This is a genomic window from Microbulbifer rhizosphaerae, assembly GCF_014191725.1.
Classification (GTDB): Bacteria; Pseudomonadota; Gammaproteobacteria; order Pseudomonadales; family Cellvibrionaceae; genus Microbulbifer; species Microbulbifer rhizosphaerae.
Window position 1 is genome coordinate 414840 of sequence record NZ_JACHWZ010000001.1, and the last position, 25225, is coordinate 440064.

22 protein-coding genes are annotated in these 25225 nt (G+C 58.8%); 15 read left to right on the forward strand and 7 right to left on the reverse strand.

Annotated features, from left to right (window positions below):
• Window positions 1-22 precede the first annotated feature (22 nt).
• From FHS09_RS01720 to FHS09_RS01735, 4 genes are all read left to right on the forward strand, one after another.
• Window positions 23-955, forward strand: coding sequence for a DUF58 domain-containing protein (locus FHS09_RS01720; RefSeq protein WP_246394201.1), 933 nt, complete (start codon window positions 23-25; stop codon window positions 953-955).
• Window positions 955-2949 (forward strand): transglutaminase TgpA family protein, encoded by a 1995-nt coding sequence (locus FHS09_RS01725; RefSeq protein WP_183456024.1) that lies wholly within the window; start codon window positions 955-957, stop codon window positions 2947-2949. The genes FHS09_RS01720 and FHS09_RS01725 overlap by 1 nt, the downstream gene beginning before the upstream one ends.
• 144 nt (window positions 2950-3093) lie before the next feature.
• Window positions 3094-4317, forward strand: a complete 1224-nt coding sequence (locus FHS09_RS01730; protein WP_183456026.1) for an MFS transporter — start codon at window positions 3094-3096, stop codon at window positions 4315-4317.
• Between the two features lie 51 nt (window positions 4318-4368).
• Entirely contained in the window at window positions 4369-5223 is an 855-nt protein-coding gene (locus tag FHS09_RS01735; RefSeq protein WP_183456028.1) for a 3-keto-disaccharide hydrolase, read from the forward strand.
• A gap of 58 nt (window positions 5224-5281) precedes the next feature.
• Here FHS09_RS01735 and FHS09_RS01740 read toward each other — a convergent pair whose 3' ends face one another.
• The gene (locus FHS09_RS01740; protein WP_183456030.1) at window positions 5282-6187 is read right to left on the reverse strand and encodes a LysR substrate-binding domain-containing protein; all 906 of its coding nucleotides are present in this window, start codon (window positions 6185-6187) and stop codon (window positions 5282-5284) included.
• Window positions 6188-6285: 98 nt separating this feature from the next.
• Here FHS09_RS01740 and FHS09_RS01745 point away from each other — a divergent pair, with 98 nt between their 5' ends.
• Together FHS09_RS01745 and FHS09_RS01750 are read left to right on the forward strand one after the other, a co-directional pair.
• The gene (locus FHS09_RS01745; RefSeq protein WP_183456032.1) at window positions 6286-6447 is read left to right on the forward strand and encodes a hypothetical protein; all 162 of its coding nucleotides are present in this window, start codon (window positions 6286-6288) and stop codon (window positions 6445-6447) included.
• Between the two features lie 195 nt (window positions 6448-6642).
• Complete coding sequence (locus tag FHS09_RS01750; protein WP_183456034.1) at window positions 6643-7851, forward strand: MFS transporter; 1209 nt, start codon at window positions 6643-6645, stop codon at window positions 7849-7851.
• On the opposite strand, the gene FHS09_RS01755 is transcribed toward FHS09_RS01750, so the two are convergent.
• On the reverse strand, window positions 7852-9396 hold the full coding sequence (locus tag FHS09_RS01755) for a sigma-54-dependent transcriptional regulator (RefSeq protein WP_183456036.1): 1545 nt from the start codon (window positions 9394-9396) through the stop codon (window positions 7852-7854). It abuts the gene before it with no gap.
• A gap of 291 nt (window positions 9397-9687) precedes the next feature.
• On the opposite strand from FHS09_RS01755, the gene FHS09_RS01760 reads away from it, so the two are divergent.
• On the forward strand, window positions 9688-12183 hold the full coding sequence (locus FHS09_RS01760; RefSeq protein ID WP_221191723.1) for a serine/threonine-protein kinase: 2496 nt from the start codon (window positions 9688-9690) through the stop codon (window positions 12181-12183).
• A 44-nt stretch (window positions 12184-12227) separates the two neighbouring features.
• Here the strand turns inward: FHS09_RS01760 and FHS09_RS01765 are convergent, their stop codons facing one another.
• Entirely contained in the window at window positions 12228-12995 is a 768-nt protein-coding gene (locus FHS09_RS01765) for a hypothetical protein (RefSeq protein WP_183456041.1), read from the reverse strand.
• Window positions 12996-13320: 325 nt separating this feature from the next.
• On the opposite strand from FHS09_RS01765, the gene FHS09_RS01770 reads away from it, so the two are divergent.
• From FHS09_RS01770 to FHS09_RS01800, 7 genes are all read left to right on the forward strand, one after another.
• A complete protein-coding gene (locus tag FHS09_RS01770; protein ID WP_183456043.1) occupies window positions 13321-13941 on the forward strand; it encodes a hypothetical protein in 621 nt (206 codons plus the stop codon).
• 51 nt (window positions 13942-13992) lie between these two features.
• Window positions 13993-14499: a hypothetical protein gene (locus tag FHS09_RS01775; RefSeq protein ID WP_183456045.1), complete on the forward strand. Its 507-nt coding sequence runs from the start codon at window positions 13993-13995 to the stop codon at window positions 14497-14499.
• 115 nt (window positions 14500-14614) lie between these two features.
• A complete protein-coding gene (locus FHS09_RS01780) occupies window positions 14615-17458 on the forward strand; it encodes a hypothetical protein (protein ID WP_183456047.1) in 2844 nt (947 codons plus the stop codon).
• Window positions 17455-18078: a phage tail protein gene (locus tag FHS09_RS01785; protein WP_183456049.1), complete on the forward strand. Its 624-nt coding sequence runs from the start codon at window positions 17455-17457 to the stop codon at window positions 18076-18078. Before FHS09_RS01780 ends, FHS09_RS01785 begins: the two co-directional genes overlap by 4 nt.
• Before the next feature lie 107 nt (window positions 18079-18185).
• Complete coding sequence (locus FHS09_RS01790) at window positions 18186-18521, forward strand: helix-turn-helix domain-containing protein (protein WP_183456051.1); 336 nt, start codon at window positions 18186-18188, stop codon at window positions 18519-18521.
• A gap of 254 nt (window positions 18522-18775) precedes the next feature.
• A complete protein-coding gene (locus FHS09_RS01795) occupies window positions 18776-19189 on the forward strand; it encodes a hypothetical protein (RefSeq protein ID WP_183456053.1) in 414 nt (137 codons plus the stop codon).
• A gap of 146 nt (window positions 19190-19335) precedes the next feature.
• Entirely contained in the window at window positions 19336-19689 is a 354-nt protein-coding gene (locus FHS09_RS01800; RefSeq protein WP_183456055.1) for a hypothetical protein, read from the forward strand.
• Between the two features lie 24 nt (window positions 19690-19713).
• Here FHS09_RS01800 and FHS09_RS01805 read toward each other — a convergent pair whose 3' ends face one another.
• The 4 genes from FHS09_RS01805 to FHS09_RS01820 all read right to left on the reverse strand — a co-directional run bounded on the left by FHS09_RS01805 (window position 19714) and on the right by FHS09_RS01820 (window position 24327).
• A complete protein-coding gene (locus FHS09_RS01805) occupies window positions 19714-20229 on the reverse strand; it encodes a hypothetical protein (protein ID WP_183456057.1) in 516 nt (171 codons plus the stop codon).
• Between the two features lie 227 nt (window positions 20230-20456).
• The gene (locus FHS09_RS01810) at window positions 20457-22211 is read right to left on the reverse strand and encodes a sugar phosphorylase (RefSeq protein WP_183456059.1); all 1755 of its coding nucleotides are present in this window, start codon (window positions 22209-22211) and stop codon (window positions 20457-20459) included.
• A 14-nt stretch (window positions 22212-22225) separates the two neighbouring features.
• A complete protein-coding gene (locus FHS09_RS01815; RefSeq protein ID WP_183456061.1) occupies window positions 22226-23449 on the reverse strand; it encodes a glycosyltransferase family protein in 1224 nt (407 codons plus the stop codon).
• Between the two features lie 38 nt (window positions 23450-23487).
• Complete coding sequence (locus FHS09_RS01820; RefSeq protein ID WP_183456063.1) at window positions 23488-24327, reverse strand: HAD-IIB family hydrolase; 840 nt, start codon at window positions 24325-24327, stop codon at window positions 23488-23490.
• A 220-nt stretch (window positions 24328-24547) separates the two neighbouring features.
• Between FHS09_RS01820 and FHS09_RS23030 the strand changes: the two genes are divergently transcribed.
• Complete coding sequence (locus tag FHS09_RS23030) at window positions 24548-24835, forward strand: DUF3175 domain-containing protein (RefSeq protein ID WP_183456065.1); 288 nt, start codon at window positions 24548-24550, stop codon at window positions 24833-24835.
• Window positions 24836-25225 lie beyond the last annotated feature (390 nt).

Here is a 25225-nt window from a genome sequence, read left to right on the forward strand (position 1 = left end):
GGCCGGCCGCTGGCGCGACATCATGGAACGCTGGCTGAGCCGCCGCGCCCCCGCTGCGCGCAGCGTCGGCCTGGACCACGGTAAACTGTTCATCCTCCCCACCCGCGCCGGCATGGCCTTCCTGCTGGTGATCGCGCTGCTGTGGCTGCTGGCCACCAACTACGAAAACAACCTGGTGTTCGCCCTCACCTTCCTGCTGGTCAGCCTGTTCGCAGTGCTCCCGGTACACACCTTCGCCAACCTCTCCGGCGTGCAGTTGCAGTTATTGGAAGCGCGCCCCGCCTTTGCCGGCGACTACGCCGAGGCTCGGATCGAGGTCGGCCGCGAGGGGCAGCGGTCCCGGGAGCGAATACGGATCTTCTGGCCGCCGGAAGAGGGCGCCGAACTGGACCTGTGCGAACAGAGCCGCGCCGAGGTGCAGGTGGCGCTGCCGGTGATCAAACGCGGGCGGCAGCGCGCGCCGCGCCTGCGGGTGGAGAGCCGCTTTCCCCTGGGATTGTTCCGCTGCTGGAGCCCGGTGGACCTGGATATCGAATTCCTGGTCTACCCACGCCCGAAATCCGCCGGCCCCCTGCCGGTGGGTGCCGCCGTGGGGGAAGGGGAGTCTGAGCAGAAGCTTCGCGGCGGCGACGACTTCGCCGGTCTCAAACCCTACCGGCCGGGGGACTCCCTGCGCCACCTGGCCTGGAAACAATACGCTGGGGGGCGCGACCTCTACAGCAAGGAGTACGAAAGCGGCGCCGATGCGCGCCTGTGGCTCGACTGGGACCTGCTCGCCGGGCGCGATGTGGAAACCCGGCTGAGCAATCTGTGCCACTGGGCGCTGCAGGCGGAGCGGGAGCAGACGCCCTACGGCCTGCGCCTGCCGGGCAGCGAGATAGCCCCGGCGCTGGGCAACCCGCATCTGCAGCGGGTGCTGGGCGCGCTGGCGCTGTTTCCGGTTCAGGGGGCCTGATGTCACAGAGCAGGGAAATGCTGCCTCGGGAGAGCCTGCTGTGGATCTTCGCCGCCCAGTTCGCCGCGCTGCTGCCGCAATTTGCGCTCCTGCCGCTGTGGATCGTCTGCGCCTGGGCCTTCGCGGTCTACTGGCGCCTGGAAGTCTACCGCGGCCGCCGCGACCTCCCCGGGCGCACCATCAAGTTGCTGGCGGTAGCCCTGGCGGTGGGCGGCCTGGCGCTGTCCTACCGGCGCTGGTTTGCGCTGGAGCCAATGGTGGCGCTGCTGGCGGTGTCCTTCACACTGAAGAACCTGGAACTGGTCAGCCGCCGCGACGCCTTCCTGAGCCTGCTGCTGGCCTATTTCGTTGCCGCTACTCTGTTCGTGTTCGAGCAGACCATTCCCCATGCCTTCTACGGCGCGGTCTGCGTAGTGCTGATCACCGCTGCGCTGGCGGCCCAGCAGGGCAGTTCCAGCGCCCGCCCCCGCCGCGCCCTGGGGCTCTCCCTGCGCCTGCTGGCCCAGGCGGTGCCGCTGATGCTGCTGCTGTTTATCGTAATGCCGCGCCTGGGCCCGCTGTGGGCGGTGCCGCAAAACACCGATGGCGCCAGCACCGGCATCAGTGATTCCATGAGCCCGGGGGATTTCGCACAACTGTCCAAGTCCGACAAGCCGGCCCTGCGCATCGCCTTCGACGGCCCGGTGCCGCCGCCGGAGCAGCGCTACTGGCGCGGACTGGTCTATTCGGATTTCGACGGCCGGCGCTGGAGCCAGGGTTTCGGTGTGGACCCTCGGGAAGGCGGCCGGGTCAGCTGGGGGCCGCCGCAACAGCCGCTGCCAGCGGTGGGCCCGCGCTACCGCTACCGGGTAATCCAGGAGCCCACCCACAACCGCTGGCTTTTCGCCATGGCGCGGCCGCACTCGGATACCGATGGCGTGGGGGAAACCCCCGACGACCGCCTGCTAAAGAAAGCGCCGGTGTACAACCGCTTTGCCTACGAGGTGCGCACCTGGCCACGGGAGACTCTCGGTGCTGTTCCCGATTTGAGCGACTTCGAGCGCAGCCGCAACCTGCAACTGCCCGGGGGAGGCAATCCGCGGACCCGCGCCTGGGCGCAGGAACTGCGCGCGAAAAATCCCGATACCGAGGAGATCTCCCGGCGGATTCTGCAGTTTTACAATCGGCGCTTTGTTTACACTCTCAAGCCGCCGGCGCTGGGGGCGGATTCCGTGGACGAATTTCTGTTCGAAAGCCAGCAGGGCTTTTGCGAACACTTCGCCGGCAGCTATGTGTTCGCGATGCGCGCCGCCGGCGTGCCGGCGCGGGTGGTGGCGGGCTACCAGGGCGGTGAGTGGGTGGCACAGGAGGAGTACCTGCTGGTACGCGAATACGACGCCCACGCCTGGGCGGAGATCTGGATTCCCGGGCGGGGCTGGCGGCGGGTCGACCCCACTGCGGCGGTTTCCCCGGAGCGTATTCGCGACGGCCTGCGCAGTGCCGCCGCGGAGGAGTTTATGCAGGACTCGCTGTTTCCCCTGCACCGCATCTCCGTGCTCAACCGGCTGCGCCTGCAGTGGGATATGATCAACTACCGCTGGTATCAGTCGGTGGTCAGTTTCGATAGCGACAGGCAGCGGGGTCTGTTGCAGCGGATTCTGGGAGAGGTGTCCCCACTGCGTATTGCGCTGTTTATCGCCGTGCCGCTGGGCGCGGCGCTGCTGTGCGTCTTGTCCTGGCTCTGGTGGAGCGGCTGCAGCCGGCGCCTGCCGCCGGCCAGCCGGCTGTACCGGAAATTCTGCCGGCGCATGGCCCGCGCCGGTATCGAACGCCGCCCCGGTGAGGCGCCGCGAGATTTCGCGCGCCGCGTGCGCGCGGAGAAGCCGCACCTGGGGCCCATGGTCGAACGCATCACCGCCGCCTTCGAGAAAGCGGCCTACTGCGAAGACCAGGAGGCGGAAAAACAACTGCGCCGCCTGCTGAGGCAGTGGCGGGTGGCCGATGGCTGGTGGTGAGTCGCCATTCCGGCGGAGGCAGGAATCCAGGTGCCACCAGACTGGATACCGGCCTGCGCCGGTATGACGAATAAATAGAGTTTATTCGAAACAAGTATCTACAATTGCCACCCTTTGCTTTCCATTAACCACTAACCACTCGATATGCCCCCAAGACTGCAAAAATTCCTTCTCGGCTACAGCGGCACCTCCCTGGCCACCGGCCTGCAGGTCATACTGTTGCCCTGGATTGCGCTGGCAGTGGTGGGGCTGCCGGCACTGCAGCTGGGCTGGGTGCAGGCATCGGTGCTGCTGCCGAACCTTGTATTTTTGCTGTTCGGCGGCGCTCTCGCAGACAGGCGTGATTCCGCCGCGGTGGCGGCCCTGGCCTGTATCGGCCTGGCGCTGTGCCACGGGGGGCTGCTGCTGTATTTTTCCTACCGCCTGCCCGATTTACTCGTGTTGTTATTCTATGGCGTCTGTCTCGGCGTCTGCACCGCGTTCCTGCAACCGGCGCGGGACAACCTGGTACAGCGCACTGCCCGGGACAGGAAGGGCCACACCACCGAGAGCCGCGTGCAGAAAACCGTGACCTGGATGATGCTGGCACAATACGGTGGACAGGCGGTGGGCATGTTGCTGGCGAGCCGCTTCGACCAATGGGGACCGCAGTTGCTGCTTTCCGTGCAGGTGGCGGTGCTGGCCATTGCCGCTGTTTTCCTGTTCTCCCTGCGCGAGAAAACTGCCCGGAGGCCGGTGGGAGAAAAACTGCCGTTGACACTGATTATCGAGGGGTTGTCGCAGGCCTGGGGCCGGCCGGCACTGCGTGAACTGATCGCGCTGATGGCCTTCAATGGCTTCGTGCATATCGGCGTGTTCCTGGTGGTGCTGCCGCTGCTGGCGGCACAATATAGTGGCGCTGGCGGCCGCGGCGCCAGCTACTATGCGACCCTGCAACTGGCGTTTGTCGCCGGCACTGTCGCCGCCACCGTCACCCTGCTGCGCCGGGGCCAGGGGGCGCAGCCCGGGCGGGGCATTCTGATGTGCCTGCTGTACAGCGCGGCGCTGCTGGTGGCGATCAGTTTCGGGCCCACGCCGCTGGGGCTGATGTTGTTGTGCGCCTGCTGGGGCGCGGTGGCCGCCGCTTCCGCGGCATTGGGGCGCGGCATAGTGCAGTTGCTGGCGCCGGACCAGTATCGCAGCCGGATTATTTCCATTTACCAATTGGCGCTGTTCGGCTCCGCAGCCCTGGGCGCCCTGGCCGCCGGCGCGCTCAGCGAATACGCTGCGCCGCTCACTACGCTGCTGTGGGCGGGGATTCTGAGCCTGTTGGCTTTTGTACTGGTATTATGGAGCGGCGCGTTGCGCGGGGTGCAAATCCAAAACTGAAATAATTCCTTGAAGACGTTTAAAATAATGAGAACTTCTCTCCGCGCTATATTGTTACTAATCGCCTGTTATGGCTTGCCGACGTATGCCACCGACTCGTCGTGGCACAATCTGCTCGACAAGGATTTCAGCCAGTGGGACGTGTACCTGAGCTACCCGGGCGACGTGATCGACAGCGTCGTGACCGGCACTGCGCCGAAATCGCTCAAGCCCATCGGTCTCAACAAGGACGAAAGACGCGTGTTCTCCGTCATCGATGATGACGGCACGCTGGTGCTGCGCATCAGCGGCGAGATCTACGGTAGCTCTGCCACTAAACAGACGTTTTCCAACTACCATTTTCGCGCCAGGTTCAAATGGGGCGACAGGAAGTGGGAGCCGCGTCTTACCGAGCTCAAGGACTCGGGCGTGCTCTACCACAGTACGGGCGAGTTCGGCGTCGACTATTGGCATTCGTGGATGCAGTCGCAGGAATTCCAGATCATCGAGGAAGGCATCGGTGACTACTGGACCATCGGAAACGCACAGATCGACATCTCGGCAGCCAAATCAGCCGGCAGCGATTTGTATAGCTACAAAAAGGGCGCGCCCTGGCTCACCTTCGCCGCCAACGGCGAGCAGTTCGGTGCGGTCGCCAATCACTGCCGCCGGGGTGAAGACGTCGAGATCAAGGGCGACTGGAACCAGATAGAACTGGTCTGCTACGAAGACCGCTGCGTGCACATTGCCAACGGCAAGGTCGTCATGGCATTGAAGAATTCACGCCACGTGGTAAACGGCAAGGTCGAGCCCCTGACAGGGGGCAAGCTGCAGATTCAGAGCGAAGCAGCGGAAGTGTTCTACAAGGACATCGAGATCCGCCCCATCGATGCGATGCCGCAGCAGTACGAGACGTATTTCCAGTAGCTGACGGGGTGTTGTCAGAAGCCGCAGCAGTTCGGGCGGAGTGCTGACTGGACACCTTTCAGCGGATATCGTCGGACTCCTGCACCAGTTTGAACAACCAGTCCCTGAACACCTGTATCCGCTCGACCCGCGGCGAGGATTCGTCGTACAGGAAGCTGTAGCGGATACCGTTTTCAATACGGTGGGGGAAGGGCTTGACCAGGGTGCCGGCGTCGATCAGCTGTTTCGACAGGGTGAGGGAACCCAGGAAGAGCCCGTGCCCGGAAAGCACCGCGCTCAGTGCCATGTCCAGGTTGTTGACCTGCAGCCACTTGATCTCCCCGGGAGGGAAATCCAGCCCCGCCAGTTTCAGCCAGGCCGGCCAGTCGAGCCCGGGGCGGTAGTTGGCGTCCACCAGCCAGCACTCCCTGAGATTCTGCGGGTCGGACAGGTCCACATGGTCCAGCAGCCGGGGTGAGCAGAGGGCGACCAGGGGATCTTCGAACAGCATCGCCCGGTGCAGCCCCGGGTGTTCGGAGAAGCCGAAGCGGATCGCCACGTCCATGTCCCCGTGCTTCAGGTCCTCCACTTCGGCGGACACCATCACCCGCACATTGATCTCCGGATGCTGCTGGCGGAATTTCCACAGGTTGGGCATCAGCAGCATGGTGCCGAGGGATTGGGTGGTGGTGACATTCAGGGTGCCCGCCACCGGCTCGGTCTGGATCTGGTGGACGCCGTCGACAATGGCCTGAAAACCCTTCGTCAGCTGTGCCGCGAGCTGCCTGCCCTTGGCGGTCGGGATCATGCCGCGGCCGCGGCGGATAAACAGCTTTACCCCGAGTACTTCCTCTACCTGGCGGATCTGCTGGCTGACCGCCGCCTGGGAAACATGCAGTTCGTTCGCGGCCCGAGTGTAGCTCTGGTGTCGCGCCGCGGCCTCAACACAGCGCAGCGCGCCCAGTTGGGATAGTATTTTTGTCATAAGTTTTTCTTATGATTCATTCAAGAATGGATCGTTGGTCTGCCGCGGGTTCCGGCGGCAGAATAGCTCCCGGATTCAACAGCCAGGGAGAGACAGTTATGTCAGTCAGCCGTTATGTTAGCAACGAAAATTGTTGCGCCGCAAAGAAAACCGGTACCGCCGATGAAGCTGCACCCGTCCGCTTGGCGGATCGCCTGGAGAGGTTGCTGGGGGATACCGCGCGGCGCCTGGGACTGGAGGCCATGTCCCGAGTCAAATAACCTGAAATTATGCCACTCCGCCGCGCCTCCCCGGTGCGGCCCCCTCCCGGCGGCCGAAGGGTTAGAATGTCTGCCTGATTTCCCTGCCACGCGCTTTCGTCGTTCCGGCGCAAGCCGGAACAGGGGCCACTGCACTGGATACAGGCTTGCACTGGCATGACGAAGTATCTACAGCTGTTCGAGAAGAGTTCACCAATGAGTACCCCGCACAACTGGCGCCGCCCGGAAATCATGTTGTTATTGCTGGCGGCGGCCATGCCGCTTTCCTTCGGTATCTGGCAGGCGCTGCTCAACAATTTCGTGATCGAGCGGGCCGCCTTTACCGGCGCCGAGATCGGCCTGCTGCAGAGTGTGCGGGAGATTCCGGGTTTTCTGGCTTTCACCGTTATCTTCGTGCTGTTGCTGGTGCGCGAGCAGCGGCTGGCCTTCCTGGCATTGATCGCCACCGGCCTGGGAGTGGCGCTCACCGGCTGGTTCCCGACCACCGCGGGCCTGCTGCTGACCACGCTGCTGATGTCCACGGGGTTCCATTACTACGAAGCGCTGAAGACCTCACTGGCGCTGCAGTGGCTGCCGAAGGAGACTTCGGCCATCTGGCTCGGGCGCATGGTGGCCGCCGGTTCCCTGGCCTCGCTGGTCGCCTATGGCCTGGTATGGCTGACTTCGGATCTGCTGCAAGTGGAGTACCACTGGATCTATCTGCTGGGCGGAAGCGTTACTGTGGGGATGGTGGTGGCGGTCTGGCTGCTGTTTCCGGAGTTTCCCCAGCCGCATAGCCAGCACAAGAAACTGATCCTGCGCAGGCGCTATTGGCTCTACTACGCGCTCACCTTTATGAGCGGCGCGCGCCGGCAGATCTTCGTAGTCTTTGCCGGTTTCCTGATGGTGGAGAAATTCGGCTACAGCGTGGGCGAGATCGCTACGCTGTTTATCCTCAACCACCTGCTCAATCTCTTCGTGGCTCCACGCATCGGCAAATTGATCGTGCGCTTCGGCGAGCGCAACGCGCTCACCATCGAATATATCGGCCTGATCCTGGTGTTCGGCAGCTACGCCCTGGTGCAGAGCGCGGAAGTGGCCGCAGCCCTGTATATCGTCGACCACTTGTTTTTCTCCATGGCCATTGCCATCAAGTCCTATTTCCAGAAGATCGTCGACGAGCGGGATATCGCCGCCTCAGCTGCGGTGAGCTTTACCATCAACCATATCGCCGCGGTGGTGATTCCAGTGCTGTTCGGATTAATGTGGCTGGTATCGCCGGCGGCGGTGTTCTGGTGCGGTGCGGGAATGGCCGCGGTCTCCCTGCTGCTGGCGCAGAACATTCCCGGATTGCCCGGGAAGGGCAATGAGGCGCGGTTGGGTCGGATCTCCACCAGTGGAGAAGCCGGCGTCGAACCCGCCTGATCATGCCCGCTCCGGTTCGAGAGTGCTGACGCGACGTTTCAGGGCCTCCCGGGGAGTCTTGAGCTGTGTCGCCCAGGCATCCAGGTCCGGGCCCTGTTCCATAACCCGGTAAATTTCCTCCTCGGGGATTTTCTCCACGGCCCGCACTTCAGGGCTCTGTTTCAGCAGGGCGTACATGGAGGTCCGCGAGACGCCGAGGGACTTGGCCGCGGGCATTACCCGCCAGCCATTGTCGTTCAGCGCCCGCAGCAGCTCGGATTCCGAGACGGTGGCCGGGTCCCGGTAGCGGATGCGGTTCGCTGCGGGGCCGGTGCCGATTTCCTCCTTTAGCGGGTCGATGTGCAGCTGCTCCGCCAGCTCGTCATCCCAGCAAATGGTTCCGTCGGGCTCGGCATGGATGGCCAGGCGGGTGACGAAGTTTCTGAGTTCGCGCACATTGCCGGGCCAGGGCTGCATGGCCAGGGTGCACACCAGATCGGCGGGAATGCGCACCGGGTGGCCCAGCTCGGCTTCCGCCCCGCTGACAAAGCCTGCCAGCAATTCGCCGAAATCCTCACGTCGCTGGCGCAACGGGGGAAGCTGGATGCACACCGCTTCCAGGCGCCGCCGCAGGGGCTGGTTGAAGGGCCGTTCCACGTCGGCTTCCAGGGGACGGTCGGTGGCGGCGATAAAGCGCACGTCCACACTGCGCTCGCGACTGTCCCCCAGTGGCCGCAGGCGGCCGTCCTCCAAAACCCGTAGCAACATCACTTGCACCGAGGGGCTGGCGTCGCCGATTTCATCCATAAACAGGGTGGAGCCGTCCGCTTCGCAAATCAGGCCCGGCCGGCTGGTGCGGGCGCCGGTATAGGCCCCCTGGCGCACACCGAAGAGTTCGGCGGCGGCGAGCTCGCCACCCAGTGTGGCCATATTCACGGAGACCATCGGCCGTTCGCTCCGCCCGCTGAGGTGGTGAATAGCCCGGGCGACCAGTTCCTTGCCGGTTCCGCTCTCCCCGCGTATCAGTACACTGGCATTGGCCTGCGCCGCCCGGCGGATCTGCTGGCGCACCCGGTCCATATGGTGGCCGCTGCCGGCCAAATCCAGGAGGGGCGAGCGGTGTTCGCGCTGTGGTGGCGCCCTGTGCAGGCAGAGTGCCACCCTGCGCCCTAGGCAGATGGCAATGCCGTCCTCGAGCGATTGTTCATTCACTGTGAGGGAGCTTTCAATCTGTTCTGCGCCGATCTGCACCGGCATGCTGGTGGAGGGCGGTTGAATCGAGATTCCCTCCGCCAGCTGTTTCAGCAGCAGGGGGTTGCGGGAGATACGGCGGTCGCCCAGGGAGAATTCGGAGCCGTCCCCCAGCAGGAACAGGGGCGCCCAGCGGGATAATTCGAATTCACCGGCGCGATTCCACAGCACGGGGGTGCTGGCGCCGATGCAGCGGCGATCCGGATGCCAGAGAATGGTAAGTGTGGGAAGGAGTAGTTCGCCTTCGAACTGGAATCGGCGGGAGGCACTCAGGGTGTCTTCCGATGTGTCTGTTTCCCGGTCGCCGATGGGCATAGCACAGCACTCCTCCTGAGAACTGGTTCTCGGCGATTATGATATAGTCGCCGCCGCGTTCCAAGTTACATCCCGAACAATAATCAAAGGTAGTGTCCTGTCTCATATTAAATGGTGATTTCAGAGCCCCTCAAATTGTTCACAGTTAGGCGCAGCTCGCAGGGAATGGTCATTCCATTTTCAAGAGCTGCAACGCAGCTGTGGACGATTTGGGGGGCTCCCTTCGGGCGGCCCGCTGAAATTACCATTTAATATGAGACAGGACACTGGAACAATGCCCGGGGGAGTGTGTTGGATCCGACAAGCGTTGCCGGTTACCGGGTCGTCGAGAGAATCGGCCGCGGGGGTATGGGGGTGGTTTACCGCGCTCGCGACAGCGTGCTCGACCGCGATGTGGCCCTCAAATATGTCGATTCGGCCGGCGCCCCGGAAGGGCGCGTCGAGCGGTTGATTCGCGAGGCGAAAATTGCCTCCTCACTGCAGCATCCAGGTATTGTCACCATCTATGGCTTTGTCAGCGAAGGGCCTTGTATCGCCATGGAATATATCCGTGGCGATACGCTTTCGGCTCACCTTTTGCCGGATGGTATGGCCCTGGATAAGGCCGTGCGTCTGGGGCTGCAAATCGCTGAAGCGCTTCACTATGCCCACCAGTCGGGAGTGATTCACGCGGATCTCAAACCCTCGAATATCATGATTGACCTGACCGGTCGCGCCAAAGTCCTGGATTTTGGTCTGGCACATTGGCGGCTGTTCGAAGAATTGCAGACCATTTCCGACAGCGGAGAACATCTACAGCAGCTGGCCGGCACCATTCCCTATATGTCGCCGGAAGTGGTAATGGGGCGGTCGCTCGATTGTCGCAGCGATATTTTTTCCCTCGGCTGTGTGTTGTTTGAAATGCTCACCGGCCTGCGCCCCTTTTCCGCTGATAATCCCGCGGCCACGCTCAATAGCCTGCTTAACCGCATGCCCAGAGGTATCGAAATCCTACACCAGAAAGTGCCGGCGGCCTTGGCTGACCTGGTTCTGCGGATGTTGGAAAAAGACCCCAGCCGCCGTCTCCCGACACTCGGTGATGCCATAGTCGTGCTGCGAGATTTTTGCGACGGTGTCGATGTGCTTAGACTCAGGACAAAACATCGGTTTCTCTCAGTGTCTGCGATTCGGCGTGGGTTGCCTTTGCTTTTTACTGTATTTCTGGGTCTGTTGATGTATTTAATCTCCGAGCCGGGCGTCTCCGGGCGACAGCTACGAGTCTTCCTAGCGCAGCCGGAATATTACCGGGAAGGGGAGGATACACCGATGGATACGGTAATTTGGAGCAGTGTTGTCAATGGTTTGCACCTTTTGGGATCAATACAACCCATTCTCTATCACCGGCTACCTGTAGAGGGTTCAGACCCTGCACAGCTGGCGAAGCTTGCTGGATCCGACGAGTGGATTAATGTCCGTTTCCAGCCTGAGAATCCCCTTGGTAATGTGCAGTTGCAGAGGATTCGCACAGGCGATGGAGCTCTATTGAAGCAAGTTCAATTTTCGGTTCCAAAAGAGTATTTGAGTCAGAGTTCTCAAGCTGTGCTTTCTCAGGTTTTGGCAATTTATAGAGGCATGGAGTCTAGACAATCCATTGGTTATTCGGCTTTATCTTATTCAGATTATTCTCGATTCGTAGAAATATATTCTTCTTTAAATCAGGGTGTTGGAGATCGCCAGGTTTTGTTTAATAAGCTTGATAAGCTTATTTCAGAAGCGCCAGGATTCTTTGCTGCTGAGGTAATGGCTGTGGATCTTGCTCATGACCTCTTTAGCGATACTGAGAAGATGTTCTATTTGGAGCGAGCGAAGAATATTATAGGGCGTTTGCAGTTTGCTCATCCAAACCCGGTAGTGGTTTTGCAGCGAAAGGCATTATTATCTATTGATTCTGGAGATATTGAAATTGCAGAGGAGATTGTGAATAAGATTTCAAGTATGTCGCCAGGTGATCCGGAAGTTTTATTGTTGCGCTCTCGTATTGCGGAGCATCGCGGAGATATTTCTAAGGCTCTTAGTCTTGTAACGAAAGCTTCCAGTATGGCCTCAATATCTTGGAGCGCTTGGTACCGTGCAGCAGCGTTAGCTATCCGTAATGGAGATGTGGATACTGCTAGAGATAAAGTTGATAAAATTTTAAATTTAACGCCTGGTAATACATTGGCGTTAGGGCAGCGTGGGTTGGTAGAGTTGCTCTATGGTGATGTAGATAGAGCTGTATCTATTTATAAAAGATTATTGGAAATAAAAAGGCATCGAAGCTATTTGGTTAATCTCGGTTTGGCCCTGATGCTTAAAGAGAACTATCAAGAAGCCAGAGTGAATTTTACTTATGCCTTGGAAATACAGCCCGGGCATCGTGTTGCAATACTCAACCTGGCAGATGCAGAAATGGCATTGGGGAACAGGGAGATAGCGCTGGATTTATACAGAAGTGTTTTAAATCAGAAAAAGCCGAGGGGCGATGAGGGTGCTTATGGCAAAATGGTTAGAGCTCAGTGTTTAGCGCATTTGGAAGAATATGGCATGGCGATTGAGCTCACTTTGGAAGCACTGTCCAGTTCGCCAGAAGATCCAGAGATCGCTTATCAAGCAGCGCTGGTCTATTCCTTGGTTGGTGAATATGAATCAGCAATAGTTAATGCTCGGGCTGCACTGCGTCGAGGAATGGACAGGCGCTGGTTTAATCTACCGGTATTTCGAAATACTCCTGTGCCTGATTCCTTGCCTGAAAATAATGAAAACCATTAAAGAGCTGGAAACGAAAGCTATGTTTATTGGTGTGGCATTCTATGCTACCGTGCAACAGTCGAATCCCCTTCATTATCAGTCTGCGGGTCGCCACTGGACCTAACAACAATTGCCCGTGTTCGGATATCCAGCAGATAAACGCCGTAGCGATAAATCCCCTTGATACCATTATTACCGTTGCCCTCCACCAGGGTATTACCGCGATAAACAAAGCTTTCATGAGGACCGAAAAAGGTCTGGGGGTCCGCCGGTGGCTGTTCCAGTATCGGCCGCCCGTAGATAACCAGTGGCTGGTGGTACTCCTTGGCAACCTCGCTGAAATCCCAGACAACCCGCATTCCCTCTTTGATCGTGATCTGAAGCGGATTCACTGTCAGGCCCTCTCCATCGGGAAGTACCTGGATTGTAATCAGGCGGTCTTCATCCGTTTCCCGTATCAGTTCGAAGGGGAGCCACTGGGAGAAGATGATTGCGGAATTGTCCTCATTGTGGACACCGAATCCCCGCTGGATCAGGGCGCGGAATTGGAACAGGGAGGTATCCGATTGGGCGTTGATGGCCAGGACCTGATTGCGGCCCACCACCAGCTGCTCGAAGGGGCCGCCGGCAACAATGGTCTGGCCGTCGTTGTTGCTGAATTCCACGGTGGGGGACCAGCCTGAGGGCAGATTTTGAAAACGCAGCAGTAGATTGCTTCCGGCAAGGATCGACAGGTTCTGAATGGGCAGCTTCAGTTCCAGTGTCTGGGTATCGAAGTCCACATCGACGATATAGTCGGGTGCGGCGGTATCGAGTGATTTGAAAACAGCCATGTTTCCTCCTGCAGGACAGCCGTGTGGGCAAGTCCGCTTATCCTTTTAATCTTTATTGTTGCCGGAAGTGCTCTCCGGCACAGACCGATTATACCCACCTGTCCTGCAGTCACAAGAATTTCGCTGTCGGCAGTGTCGGCAGTGTCGGAACAGACACTGCCGACACCCGAGATGTCCGTCTTGTCTGACCCTAACTTATTGTTTTTATTGAATTTTAAAGTTGGCATGGCTTTTGAGATAGAGACTCCTGTCAGACGGTTTCCGCCGAATGGCCGCAGCAAAAATACAGCTGCGATTAATTTTTCAATTAACAGGAGTCATACCGATGCCTACCTATACCCTCAATATCGACTTTCCAAAACAGGACCTGGACACACTCTACAAGGCGGGTGAAAAGGTCACCCTGATCAAGCAGTCCGCCAACGGCCAGCCCGTTGCTTGGGTTTGCTTCTACCCCTTCGAGAACAACACCGTCACCTGGGAGGAAGAGTACGCAATCTATGCCTCCACCACCCAGATTCAAGGCGGCGCGACCATCCAGAAGATGTCCGACGAGATGGCCAGGGCGCAGATGCTGTACGCCTTCCAGAATGGCAACTTCGGCACGCCGTCTCCTTCCGGACGACTCTCCGAAGGTCAGTACGGTGTCATCAATCAGACGCCGCTCGATCAGGCGGAGGGTCTCTGTTTTGGCCTGGCGCAGAACGTGCAGGTGAACGGTACCGCCTATCCGAACAGGCCGATCAATGCGGACTGGGTACCCAGCAAGCATGTGGCCACTTTCACGCCTTACGAGAATATCAAGCTCTTCATGAACAGCAGCATCCAGGACGGCATGGTGGTTACCGATGTTTTCAGCCCCAGTCTCACCCTGACCTTCGGCGGTTCTACCACCGAGATTACCGCCAACTACAACGCCACCACCGGCAGCTTCGCCCAGGCGTAAGACCCGATAGCCCCCGCGTTGCGGGGGCTGTATTAAAAGAGGAGATCACTGATGACCTTTGCAACCATGGCCCAATATGTGGAGAAGAATCTCGCCGATGACACCGCAAGGTATCTTAATGGCAGATCGAATTCCTTCAGTGGCTATTTCGGGCTGAATAACTATTTCAATGAGGACACCGTAAAAACGGTGATGAGCCGCTTGCTGACGGAGTGGATAGCTGCGAACGATACCGAGGAAACCGCCATGGTATTCAGCGAGCTGCACTATACCGGTTTCGACAACCGTGCCGATATCGGTGTTGTCTATTTGACCGAGAACGGGCGTACGGCACCGACGAAGACATTATATATCGAACTGAAGACGGATTTCTCAGTGGATAGTGTCAACGGCGACGTCAACATTCTCGACCTGATCGCGGGTGCTGGTAATTCCCCGATCACTTCGGCCTATGCCTTTTACACGGTATTCGAGGGCCAGGAAGGGTGGACCCGCTATATCGAGGCCCCCACTCAACCCAATGTGCACACCGTGGGAATCCCCGTTACGTCGCCTTGAGGAGTGAACCTTGGGGAGTGACCGGATTGCCTGTGATTGGATGGCGCGGCTCAACTGTCATACTACTGGCAGTTGTGCTTCGCCTGCCGCTGATTACTGAGGTCTGGAATAATTTATGAATGACTATCCGGAAAAACGAGAGATCGGGCCGGTAATTTTTCGCTGGAGGTTCGGCGGTATCGGTCGCGGTTACATAGAAGTCGAATGGCTGGGGCATATTATTGCCCAGGCACCGCTGCCCCTACCCGACAAGCAAAACCCGTTGCACTTCTTCTCGCAGCCGGACCCGCAAAACCCGATGCGCGCTGTCAACGGAGAAATGCATTATACGGCCAGCTCCAAAAGCCTATTGGTTACCCGCCTGGAGTACCCCGACGGCGAGGCTCGGAACGAACTGCTGTTTGGCGGAGATTCCCCGGACCCGCCGCCACCGGTTCCGCTGCCGCCCGAAGGTGAGCCTGCGGAAACCGGGGTGATTGTCGAGCGCCCCCCGGAATCCGATCTGTTTCCCTATTTGTACCTGGCCCAGTGGCCGGGCATTACCGACGTGGAACTGGAGAATCGCTTCGTACAGTACGATACTGATTCGGCGCCCCAGAACAGTCTCTACCGGGAACTGGTCGAGGCGCGCCAGCAGGGACGGGGGGCCATGGTGGATCAGGCCGACCTGTTCCTGACGGAGAAGGCGCCCTACACCGGCCGCTATCTGCGCACTATCGATGCCCTGGGTGCGCCCATGGACAGGTTGCCGTCTCTGGATGAAGAGTTTCGCCGCTCTCCTCCCGTCGACCTGAGGGAGTTCAAGCAGCGCACGGAGATGGCGCTGGAAATGAGCTGGAGTGCCATACGGGAATACTGGCTCGGCGAAATCTACAGCGGAAAAATGGAGCGCTGCTGGCAAAACCTGATGGCGCTGAATGTGCAACCGGGCTTCAACCGGCAACTGGGGGACCAACTGCTGGCAGCCCTGACCCTGGCTGCGCTGGTTGCGCGTATTGTTGCCAGTGAGCCCGAACCGCCGGAGAGCGATGCGGACGGTGAAGTCCTCCCGCCGGAGCCCGCTCTTCTCTGGCCGGCGGAGCGCCTGGCCGAAGGTATCCGGGCCACGGCGGTGTTGCCCGGTACGGTGTTTCCACTTCCGTCGGCCAAAGAGAGCGCGCAGGGCGGTGCGCCGGATACGGGCCCGGTTCCCTATGCCATCGGCAATCTGAAGCTGGTGAGACAGCGACTGCGCGGATACTGCCTGGGCGAAGTCAGTGGTATAGAAAATGTAATGCGCGGCGAGTACAAGGAGTCGTCGGAGCGGCGGCTGCGAGAATCCCGCGTAGAGGAGCTGGAGTCCGACAGCGGCTTGCAGCAGGTGGACCGGGAATTGTCCGGCCAGCGCCAGGACCTGCTGGCGGAAGCCCTCAATACCCTGGAGGAGAATTTCCAGTACCACTACGAGAGCCAGTACGGCCCGCCGGCCAAGCAGCTGACTGTGATTGTGGATGGGACCGTGCAGCCGGTGGATGGCAAACCGCAGAAAACGCTTAACAGCGATGCCACCCGCGCCGCGCGCCTGTTGACCCAGCGCGCCGCCGGTTCCCTGGCCCGTCGGCTGCACTGGCAGCGCAGTAGCGCCAGTATCGACCGGGACGAGCGCTGCACTGTCCGGCGTGTCGACGCCAGCGGCATGGACAATAATCTCCGCGCTATCTACCGCTGGGTCAACAAGGTCTACCAGTGCTGGACCGTCACTCTCGGCAAGCGCTTTATCCTGGAGTTTCTTGTGCGCAATCCGGCGCAGGGCTATATCTCCGGCTCCTTCAGCCTTCGCGGCCTGTCCCTGCGGGAGCCTCCACCGCTGATCGATTTCGATGTAAAAAACTTCCAGGATATTTCTGTCGACCCGAAGTCCCCCGCTTACTATGCCAGCCTGGCCGCCGAGTACGATGTGGTGGATATACAGCCGCCTCCGGAACTCCGGTTGATAAGCAGTGCGGCCTTTCAGGGGGGCGAGCCGGTGTGCCGGCAATCGATCCCGGTGGCGCCCGGCTATCGCGCCGTCTCCGCGAATGTGACGGTATCGCCCGCGCCCGGTGACGACAGCCTGAAGCTCTGTGTCAGTGTCGGCCAGCAGAGTTACGAATATCCGGGGGGCGAAACTGAAACCGCGCAACTCAAACTGAGCGGACAGACCGGCCAGGTACCGGCGGCGGTACTGGTCTCCACCCCAAAAAAATCCCTGAAAAATCCCGCGGGCTACAGTGTCGCGGTGGAGATAGAGGCCGAACTGGGTGAACAGGCCCTGGAAGAATGGAAACTGGCAACCTTCAAGGCCATTTCCGCTGGCTGTACACGGCAGCGTGAGCGCTACTACGAAACAGTGGGCTCCTGGCCCAGCCAGGTATATCAGCCATCCCCCTTAGGTGCCCGCGAGGTTGTGCGCGACGAACTGCGTCGGGACATCGTGCGGCAACTGATCCGGTACGTGGAAAAACTGACCGGGGAGAGCGGGAATATCGCTCTGGGCGGGCAGCGCTACGTGCAGTTCCTGGACCGCGCGCTGGCCTGGGGGGAAATGGCCTACGCCTTTACGGTCAAGACGGAAGACGATGTGGGCACCGCAATCAGCCAGCAGTATCGCGGTGAGGACGATCTTTTCAGCGCATTCCTGCAGGCGGGGCTGGCCCGGGTGCTGTTGCCGGTAACGCCGGATTTCGCTTTCCGCATGCTCTACTTCCTGGCCAGCGGCCAGATCTGGCCGGGCGCCGACGCCCTGGCGCCGGTTTTTTGCCCACAGGAGGAGGGGGCGCCGGACTACCGCTACGTCAACCTGGCCAATGCCCTTAAGGAATCCTCCGATGCCGGGGCCGAGGAAGAGCGGGGGGAAAGCTGGGAGCTGGTGGTGCCCACGGATATGACCGTGCTGCAGGAAGGCGATGAACTGCCGGTATTCACGGGAGAAACGCCATGATCAGTCCTCCTTTTGTACCGCCGCCGGCTTTTGCCGCGGAGTGGATTTCCGGCGTCCCGGTAGGTGTCGTCTGTCCTTATGCAGGCCAGTTGGCCAATCCCTTCGGCAGTGACGGCGAGGAAAACGACAGCGCGCAACCCGCGCTGTGGCTGGAGTACTGGGGCTGGATGCTGTGCGACGGACGCGAACTGGGTATCGCAGCCTACCCGATGCTGTTCGAGGTGATCGGCAATCTGTACGGCGGGGATGGCGAATACACTTTCCGCCTGCCCGATTACCGGGGCCTGTTCCTGCGCTGTGTGGACAATGGCGCAGGTGTGGACCCGGATGTGGACCAGCGCCTGTCGCCGGCCAGTGGAGAAAAATACTCGGGTGTGGGCTCCCTTCAAGAGGATGCGCTGCAGGACCACCAGCACGCCTACCAGTTTGCCAAGGTCGGGGACGGACAAGAGCAGTTTCAGGGGGGCCAGGTAACGTCGCCGGGTACACCCACCGCCAGCGGCGATCCAATCCTGCCCGGGAGTCTGTCACCGGCCAAGCCCGACGGTGACCCGGCGCGCACCAGCAGCGAAACCCGGCCGCGCAATATCTACGTCAATTACCTTATCAAGTGTCTGTGAGGTTGGCCGTGAAGATACAGCAAGCCTCCGCAAGCCTGCCATCCGACGGTTTTCCTCCGGCGCCTTGCACACTCGAGCGGGGGCTGGCCGACTGTAAAGAAAACTCGATGGGCGAGCGTCTGGAACAGGTATTGCGCGCGCGCAAAGTGCGCAAGGTATACCCGCTGGCACTGGAACTCGGCGTAAACGAAAGCTGTATCAGCCGTTGGCGCCGGGATGGGGCTATCTCCACCGATAATGCCATCAGGCTGTGCCGGATACTGGATGTTTCGCTGGACTGGCTGCTGTGCGGGCGCGGGCAGATGGACCAGCACAAAGGGCGCAGTATCAGCGACGAGGAGTACGCGGTGATCGAGGCCCTGCGCCTCCTGCCGGGCGAGGCGCGCCATTCAATTCTCAATCTTTTTGCGGCCATTGATTCGCGCCTGGATAACGGATCGTAACCGAACCCCCTTCGTTTACCGTGCCATGATATTTCCTGCGGCACGGATTTTTTATGCTGAGTGAATACGCGGATTATTCCAGGATATCGCGTGTTTGCGGGTTCAGAAATTTTCTTTTTTTTATGCAATTTATTTGGTTTTATTTGGTTTTCCAGAGAATCTGTTTTCAAAACTTACGAAAGATCATGCGTTAGTATTTCTGTGGTTAAAAATATTTTTAACCTATTTTGTTAACGACTATTGAGGACTGTTTTATGAAGACTTTCAACAGATCTATGGTGTATCTGACACCCTTTCTATTAATATCTCTGATCGGCTGCTCCACCAATGTAGATGTGGTGGGAGACCCGGGCTGCGCCTATACGCAAGACAGCTATGATCACGTCTATCCTCGTCATTGTGATACGAGTGTATTTACTTCGAAAAGCAAGTTCGGTGGTGCCGGTGCACGCTACTGCAACGGCCTGCCCGGCGGACAGGAGCTGTGCGATACGGTACAGGCCGCTCCTGACCGGCGCACGGTACAGCCGGACGGGCGTATCTGCTACGATAAAAACATGGGGCACGTCATCGGCACCAGTGGCGAGCAGTGGGCCCGTGTAGTGATCAAGCCGGGCACCGGAGAGGTGGTTACCCAGTTCCCTGAAAACAGCGCCGGTTGCCGGTAGGGCGACTGTGGTAGGGAAGGGCGTGGGAGCCTGTTGGCTTCCGCGCCAGCTGCCAAAAAATCTAGAAGTAAATATCTTTCAACTGGAGTCCTTATACTGAAGAAGTTTCCAGGTATGAGACTTTACTGTCAAAGGTCCTGGTATTTATGGCTCGGGATATCTTTCTACTGGACACACCTTCCCTGGACAGCGATGCCGTGGCAGCCGGTCGGCGGGCCGAGTCGATGTCCGGCGTCGGGGACGAGGACTGGAAGCGGCTGTATCCTTTGATACACAAACTGCAGGCCCGCTGTCCCTTGCTCTGGAAAATCTGGCAGCATCAGCAGGGAGCGGATGCGGATGCACTGATAGAGCGTGCGGAGCTTATTGACCTGAGTGCGGAACTACAGGTCTTGAGGGCTGCAGTTCCGCCGAGCGAACGCCAGCAGGTTGAGTCCATGATACTTTTATGCATGGAGGCGGAAGACCGCAACCGCCATATCGCGTTTGTCGCCGATTGAACTGTCTAGATGGCATCTGGTTAGTCAAGGCTTGCCGCCTATACCGTGACACTGGCCGCTGCCTTGCGCCCAATTTTCGATAGCTTCGGCAATAGGGGCGTAGTGCTTGGCGGTGTAAAAGTCGAGCCGTACCTTGTTGGGCTGGGCTTTGGTCACGTCCGCCGCCAGCAGGTAGAGCCCTCCTTCCGATTGCATATAGGTGCCGGTGTGGTGTTGCTGCACGGTCACCTCCGCCTTGTCGGGACTCACGATTTCAATGCGCTGGTTGTTGGTTACTGTGCTGGAAGAGGCGAGGTTTCCTCTTACGGAGGTCTGGGTATAGCCTTCCGGTACGCATTGGTTCAGTCTGTTCTCGATATTGGCGACCACCGCTTCGAAGGATCGGTTGACTTCCTTGCTGTAGATCAGCTTTTGGGAAGAGCCGAGGCCGTTATGGTTCTGGATCAGTTCGATATAGTGAGAGCGCGATTGGGGCACGGTGCCGCAGGCGGTCAGGGTGGCAGCTGCTGCCAGTAACAGCAGGATGGTTGCGTGTTTCATGGCTGTCTCGTTGTGGATTCTTTGATGGTGCTGCGAGAGGCTCACTTCTGGGTTATTGCCTCTGGTTACGGATTATTAGCTGTCGCACAATTGCTGGTCATGTCGCGACTTTTATTGTGTGACATATGTCACATTTTGGAGGCTTTTAAGAGCCTGCTTTGAAGTCTTCAAAAATTGGATCTCAGTACGAGCCGGGGTGAGCTTCGTGCAAGACTCCAAACGGGCTCCTACCACCGATTGGTGATCCACAGGGTCTGGTAGGGCTCCAGGGTTACCGACGCAGACATGTCATCGAAGAATTCATTGCTGATGAGATCTTTCCAGTGCTCGGTGCCGATCAGGTTGATGCTGGATAGCAGTACCACCTGCGGTTCGTCGGAGATATTGTTCAGGCAGAAGATACTCTGTCGCCGATCCATACTTTGCCGCCAGAAGGCAAAAATCTGGTCGCCCAGATGCAGGGTGAACTGGGTTGCGTTGGGGTGGAAGGCGGGCTGTTCCCGCCTTATCTGGATCAGGTTGCGAAGCTGATAGAAGACTTGGTGGTGGTGGCTTTTCCGATCGGCGATTTTTCTGTTGAGTTCCGCTTCCTGCCACTGGCGGCGATTGATGGCGCGGTTGTGACCGTGCTCGTGCATGCGCTGGTAGTCGTTGGTGGTGCCCACCAGGCTGTGCAGGTAGAAGGCCGGGATTCCCTCCAGTGCCAGCATAATGACATGGGCACAGATGAAGCGCTCGATCTGCCACTGGTCCTCCCCTGCGGTGGTTCCCTTGAGGGCGTCAAACAGGGCTATATTGATTTCGTAGGGCTTTTTGTTGCCGTCATCCAGGGCCCGCCAGGAAATCTTGCCACCGAAGTTTTCCATGGTCTGGATCAGGGCTTCCTGCTCTTCCTCGCTGAGCAGTCCTTCCGCCGGGCGCAGGCCGATACCGTCGTGAGAGGCGATAAAGTTGAAGTAGGTGGTGCCATTCTGTGCTGGCGGCATACTCATCAGCCAGCTTTTCAAGTGGCGACAGTTGCCGGAGACAAGGGTGTGTACCAGCAGTGGCGGCAGGGAAAAATTATAGATACAGTGGGCTTCGTTGGCATTACCGAAATAGGTTAGATTTTCACGGTTGGGGATATTTGTTTCGGTTATAATTACTGCATTAGGATCGGCATGCTCTATGAGGGTGCGTAACAGGCGCACTATCTCGTGGGTCTCATCCAGGTTGATGCAGCTGCTGCCTATCCTCTTCCATACGAAGGCCACTGCGTCCATGCGAAAGATGCGAACTCCCATGTCCAGGTAGAGACGGATGATATCCACTATTTCCATCAATACGCGGGGATTGCGGAAATCCAGATCCACCTGATCGGGTCCAAAGGTACACCAGACGTACTTGGTCTCTTCACCATTGGAAATGGATCGTAGCAAGGGAGTGGTTCTCGGACGCACTATGCCGGAAAGATCCTCGTTCGGGTCTACAGTGAAGAAATAGTCCCTGCCCGGGGATTTCCCCTCCTGAAAGTTGACAAACCACTGGTGCTGGGCGGAGCAATGGTTGATCACCAGGTCCGCCATCAAATGGAAATCCGTGCTGATACGCAGGATATCGCTCCAGTCCCCCAGTTCGGGATTCACCTTTTTGTAATCTATCACCGAGAATCCGTCGTCGCTGGAGTAGGGGAAGAAGGGCAGGATATGCACGCTGTTGATCAGCATGGTGAAATGAGTTTTCAGAAAGTGGTGCAGGGTTTCCAGCGGGTGCTGGTTTTCCTTCAGGATGGTATTGGCGTAGGTGATCACCATCATGTCCGTCTGGTCCCACAGGTTCTTGTGGGCTAGAGGGGACTGGCAGTCCTCGTCCAGCCGCATCAGTTTCAGCAGTTGCCGGGCGATGGCCGGACAATCGTGTCCCGGGTAGATCACTGCGAGGTGATCCGTCACTTTCTGTTGTACAGCTTCCTGTATGGATGTTTCCGGTTGCGTCTGGGTCATAGGTTGGCCGTTTGCTATGCGCTGAACTCTTCGTAATCCGCCTCCACGGCGGCTTTCAGTTTGTGCAGAAATTCCGGCGCGGCACTGGTGATGCGGCTCCAGCTGGGAATGAACGGGGTTTCCATCGGATTTTCGAGGAAGATCTGCCCTGCCTTCATCAGGTTTACGGCGAAAAGCTCCACGGTTTGTTCTTCCCGGTGAATATCAAAATCGAGACCGTTGATGATCGCATCATTGCGGTAAGTCTCGACAAAATCCAGGGCGATGCGGAAATAGGTTGCCTTGATACTGCGGAAGGTTTCGGTGGAAAACACTATGCCCTGCGTGGCCAGTTTGCGAAACAGGGACTTGGCGATATCGATGGACATTTTCGACAGTCCGGCGTTTTCGTCATCGAAGGAAACCTTCTGGTGTTTGTGGTCGTAGCGATGGGCGATGTCCGCCTGGCACAGGCGGTTGGTGGAGTAGTTTCGGTGCATTTCCGAGAGCACGCCGATCTCCAGGCCCCAGTCGCTGGGAATGCGCAGGTCGGTGATCACATCGCGGCGGAAGGAAAATTCCCCGGCCAGGGCATAGCGGAAGCTGTCCATATAGTCCAGGTAGTCGGTACTGCCATAGATTTTTTTCAGGGTGCGGATCAGCGGGGTGACCAGCAACCGGCACACGCGGCCATTGATCTTTCCCGAAGATACGCGGGAGTAGTAGCCCTTGCAGAACTCATAGGTGAAGTTGGGGTTGGCTACGGGGTAGAGAAGGCGGGCCAGCAGCAGGCGGTCGTAGGTGACGATATCGCAGTCGTGCAGTGCCACTGCCTCGCCCCGGTCCGAAGCCAGGATATAGCCGAGACAGTACCACACATTGCGACCCTTGCCCGGTTCCAGCGGCGCCAGGCCGCGCTTTTGCAGCTCGGCATCCAGCTCGAGCAGTCGCGGCCCGTCGTTCCAGAGTACACGTACATGTTGCGGCAGTTTACTGAACTGAACCAGTGCGTCTCGATACTGGGCTTCGTCGGCCCGGTCCAGGCCGATGACGATTTCCGAGAGATAGGGCACACGGCAAAGCTCGTCGAGAATTTTGGGCAGAGCCTGTCCCTCCAGCTCCGAGTAAAGGGAGGGCAGCAGGAGGGACATCGGTCTCTGGCGGGAGAATTCCACCAGTTCCCGCTCCAGTTCCTCCAGCGGGCGATGGGACAGATTGTGCAGGGTGGTGATCGAACCGTTCTGGAAAAAATCGGTCACGGTAGGCTCCTGTTGGGGTTATGGGTCTTCACGCTTTCTCATCGGGTGCTGAAAAACAACTTTTCCATTACCTGGTTCCATCCGGCCGGCCCCGGGAGCTCGCTGACGATGACCCACGGATGTCGTTCGAGTAAGGGGGGGGGATGGCTGGGGGAGCGGATAATCACCGCGATATCGGCCGCCCGCAGCATGTCCAGGTCGTTGGGGCTGTCCCCCGCGGCGATCAGCCGGCAGTCCCTGTGCCGTTGCCGCCGGTATTCCTCCAGCAGTGCCAGGGTGGCCGAGCCCTTGTCGGTGCGTCCGAGCAGGTGCAGGAATCGCCCGCCTTCCAGGGTGGCGAATCCGGCTTTGGAAGCGCGCTCGCAAAATGCGAGCTTTTCCGCCTCGCTGCCCCGCCACAGCAGCGGCTCCGAATAACTGCGCTGGCGGGCGCTCTGCGCGCGCTCGGTACTGAGGCCGGTGGCCGACACGATTTCTTCCGTGGTCGCCGCTGAAAAACCAAGGTAAGGGGTGCCGTTTTGTTCCGCGTCGCGTCTCAGGTATTCCAGTATTTTTTTCTGTGGCGCGCCGGTTTCGATCACCCAGAAGTTTCCTTCGTCGCGCGCATCGGCGGGCATATCGGGAAAATAGCCGGCGGGGATAAAAATGGCCGAGCCGTTCTCGACGACAAACGGGTGGTGGTTGTGCAGCCAGCGGCGGATTTCCAGCATTTCCCCGAAGGTTTTACTGCTATTGAGCACAACCGGGATTTCCCGGCGCTCCAACCTGTCCAGCAGGTGGTCCACCTCGGCGTGGGAATAGCTGTAGTGGTCCAGCAGGGTGCCGTCCAGGTCGCTGGCGATCAGCCAGGGGCCGTTAAGGGGGCTGTTTGGTGTCATCGCTGAGCTGAATTGTGTTTCATAAGGTATCCAATCCAAAAATAGTGCCAACGTGAATTATGAGCTAGCTGGGCAGTCCATCGGCGCTATCTGGCGCCACAAGTGACGGGTGTATGGTTTGAATGGAAGATGTTGTGCACCAGATTGGTGCTTGGTTGGTGAAAATAGCGGCGGGACAGTACATTTCCCCGGAAGAGAGGTTGGAACGGTGGGTATCGCAGTGGCTACGCCAAAATCCAAGCGCTGGTCTAAGGCAGTGACTGAAACCAGTCACGCGCTGGACCTGGAGCCGGGTGTCTTCACCCGCAAGGACCCGCGCGCCATTGCCCGCTCACTCAAGCGCTCGGCGGAGCGCAGCACGGAAAGGAAGTCGGACCCCTACCGCTCGGCCATGTCCATGCTGACTTTCTATATCAACCGGGCCGGCAGCAATCTGTCTAAAGAAGAGCGGGAGCGGCTAGAGAGGGCGAAGGACGAGCTGCGGAAGTTGTATCGACGGTCAGACTAGCAGTTTTCCATCATTCGGAAATTACCTCGGTGGGATACTCTTTGCATTGTGGCCATAGTCACTTTTCTGTTGTGAGAATATTTGTTTTTTGATTTCAATAAAGTTTCAGACCGCATGAGGCATAGACTGGCTGTGAGCGCAGAAGAATATGCCTAGTGTCCTGTATGGTACTAAATAGTGATACCAGAGCCCCCCAGATTGTCCACAGTTAGGCGCAGCTCGCAGGGAATGGTCATTCCATTTCAAGAGCTGCAACGCGGCTGTGGGCCCTCTCTACCAGGTGAAGAGGGGGGGGGCTCCCTTCGGGCGGGCCGCTAAGCAGCCATCTGCGGCGTTGCACTTGCTTGACGTAGAATGACTACGCCGGCGCAAGTGCGCCTTGCATCTGGC

Bases quoted from the DNA above. Each gene is read 5' to 3' on its own strand.
- FHS09_RS01725 (WP_183456024.1), top strand. From the start codon at position 955: ATGTCACAGAGCAGGGAAATGCTGCCTCGGGAGAGCCTGCTGTGGATC.
- FHS09_RS01790 (WP_183456051.1), top strand. From the start codon at position 18,186: ATGGGCGAGCGTCTGGAACAGGTATTGCGCGCGCGCAAAGTGCGCAAG.
- FHS09_RS01780 (WP_183456047.1), top strand. From the start codon at position 14,615: ATGAATGACTATCCGGAAAAACGAGAGATCGGGCCGGTAATTTTTCGC.
- FHS09_RS01745 (WP_183456032.1), top strand. From the start codon at position 6,286: ATGTCAGTCAGCCGTTATGTTAGCAACGAAAATTGTTGCGCCGCAAAG.
- FHS09_RS01740 (WP_183456030.1), bottom strand. From the start codon at position 6,187: ATGACAAAAATACTATCCCAACTGGGCGCGCTGCGCTGTGTTGAGGCC.
- FHS09_RS01770 (WP_183456043.1), top strand. From the start codon at position 13,321: ATGCCTACCTATACCCTCAATATCGACTTTCCAAAACAGGACCTGGAC.
- FHS09_RS01730 (WP_183456026.1), top strand. From the start codon at position 3,094: ATGCCCCCAAGACTGCAAAAATTCCTTCTCGGCTACAGCGGCACCTCC.
- FHS09_RS01775 (WP_183456045.1), top strand. From the start codon at position 13,993: ATGACCTTTGCAACCATGGCCCAATATGTGGAGAAGAATCTCGCCGAT.
- FHS09_RS01750 (WP_183456034.1), top strand. From the start codon at position 6,643: ATGAGTACCCCGCACAACTGGCGCCGCCCGGAAATCATGTTGTTATTG.
- FHS09_RS01795 (WP_183456053.1), top strand. From the start codon at position 18,776: ATGAAGACTTTCAACAGATCTATGGTGTATCTGACACCCTTTCTATTA.
- FHS09_RS01755 (WP_183456036.1), bottom strand. From the start codon at position 9,396: ATGCCCATCGGCGACCGGGAAACAGACACATCGGAAGACACCCTGAGT.
- FHS09_RS01820 (WP_183456063.1), bottom strand. From the start codon at position 24,327: ATGACACCAAACAGCCCCCTTAACGGCCCCTGGCTGATCGCCAGCGAC.
- FHS09_RS01805 (WP_183456057.1), bottom strand. From the start codon at position 20,229: ATGAAACACGCAACCATCCTGCTGTTACTGGCAGCAGCTGCCACCCTG.
- FHS09_RS01810 (WP_183456059.1), bottom strand. From the start codon at position 22,211: ATGACCCAGACGCAACCGGAAACATCCATACAGGAAGCTGTACAACAG.
- FHS09_RS01785 (WP_183456049.1), top strand. From the start codon at position 17,455: ATGATCAGTCCTCCTTTTGTACCGCCGCCGGCTTTTGCCGCGGAGTGG.
- FHS09_RS01800 (WP_183456055.1), top strand. From the start codon at position 19,336: ATGGCTCGGGATATCTTTCTACTGGACACACCTTCCCTGGACAGCGAT.
- FHS09_RS01765 (WP_183456041.1), bottom strand. From the start codon at position 12,995: ATGGCTGTTTTCAAATCACTCGATACCGCCGCACCCGACTATATCGTC.
- FHS09_RS01720 (WP_246394201.1), top strand. From the start codon at position 23: ATGGAACGCTGGCTGAGCCGCCGCGCCCCCGCTGCGCGCAGCGTCGGC.